The following is a 1,776-nucleotide window of genomic DNA, read 5'->3' as shown; positions in this document are numbered from 1 at the left end:
CCCACAACCACGGCGTCACAGTCGACTGGACCACCATCCACACCGGACACACCGTCCAACTCCCCACCTACCCCTTCCAACGCCAGACCTACTGGCTCAGCCCGCGGCCTCGCACGACGCCGGACACAAACCACCCCATTCTCACTTCGCACGCGACACTGGCCGAAAATGACACGCACCTGCTGACCGGGCGCCTGTCGGCAACAACCCACCCGTGGCTCGCCGACCATGTCATCGACGGAAACACCCTCTTTCCCGGCACCGGCTTCGTGGATCTAGCGCTGTTCGCGGGTGAACAGGCCGGTTGCCCTGTGCTGGAGGACCTCACGCTGGCGGCCCCACTCGTCGTGCCGACAACCGGCAACGTGACGCTGCAGGTCACGGTCAGTCCCGCCACTGAGGAGGGTCGCTGGCAGCTAGCCGTGTACTCCCGGCCGGACAGCGAGCCCGACCAGGCATGGACCCGCCACGCCACCGGCATACTCATGACATCTGCCGACACCGATGATCTCGGCTGGTCGACCTCCGGTACGGAATCAGTCGATGTGCGCGGCGCGTACGCGACCCTGGCCGAGAACGGCTACGAGTACGGCCCTGCCTTCCAGGGTTTGTCACGGTTGTGGCGCCAGCGGGACGAGTTCTATGCGGAGGTGGATCTTCCCGAAGAGCTGTCCGTCGCGGGCCACGCCATGCATCCCGCACTTCTCGACGCCGCTCTTCATCCGCTGGTGCTCGGCGCGACCGAGACGCTGGTCCCGTTCTCCTGGACCGGTGTGCGACTGCACGCCACCGATGCCACGTCGGTACGCGTTCATGCTGCTCCGACCGGCGAGAACACCTACCGGCTGCGGCTGACAGATCCGGCCGGGGCACTTGTCGCCGCAGTCGACGCCGTCGCGCTACGCCCGGTCAGCCGCCACGACACCGCGCCCACAGCGGTCACCTTGTCCCGGCTTGATTGGGTTCCTGTCACAGCGGCATCCACGTCAACGGTCTTCGACCTCACCGTTGCGCACTGCTCCAGCGAGTCGGACGACATCGTCGAAGCCGCTCACGCAGGCGTTCGCGATGCACTCAGGCTGGTGCAGGAATGGCTCGCTGATGAGCGGCCGCCGGACGCCAGGTTGGTGATCACGACGACACGTGCCATGGCGACCACGCTGGTAGAGCCGGTCCACGACCTGCCGGGTGCGTCGATCTGGGGGCTGCTGCGCAGTGCCCAGCGGGAGCATCCGGACAGGTTCGTCCTGATCGACCTCGACCGGGACGACGTCCCACGGGAGCTGGTCGAGGCGGCGGTGTCGACCAACGAGCCGCAGGTGGCCGTGCGCGACGGACGGTTGCTCGCACCGCGCGTGGTCGGCATGACCGGCTCCGGCCTCCTGCCCGTACCGGCTGGTGAGTCGTGGCGTCTCGGGACGAAGTCCGCCGGCACGATCGACAATCTGGCCTTCGTCCCGAACGAGTCGGCACGCCGTCCCCTGGAGCCCGGCGAGGTTCGGATCGCCATCCGGGCCGCAGGTCTGAACTTCCGGGACGTACTGATCGCGCTGGGGATGTATCCGGGTGACGCGCCGCTCGGTTCCGAGGCCGCCGGAGTAGTGATCGAGTGCGATCCGGAGGTCGGTCTGTCGGTCGGTGAGCGGGTGTTCGGGTACGTGCCGCACGCATTCAGCCCGGTCGGTATCACCGATCATCGGCTGCTCGCCCCGATCCCCGACAACTGGTCCTTCACCGACGCCGCAGCCATCCCCGTCGCCTACCTCACCGCCTACT

The 1,776-nt window shown here is 67.5% G+C and carries 1 protein-coding gene; it reads left to right on the top strand.

Annotated features, from left to right (window positions below; genetic code table 11):
• Window positions 1-1,776 (top strand): polyketide synthase dehydratase domain-containing protein (locus tag ACWD0F_RS52055; protein WP_449890578.1); only part of this gene is annotated, 1,776 nt, incomplete at both ends.

The organism is Nonomuraea sp. NPDC002799 (genome assembly GCF_053592075.1).
This window is presented reverse-complemented; position numbering and strand designations above follow the sequence as displayed.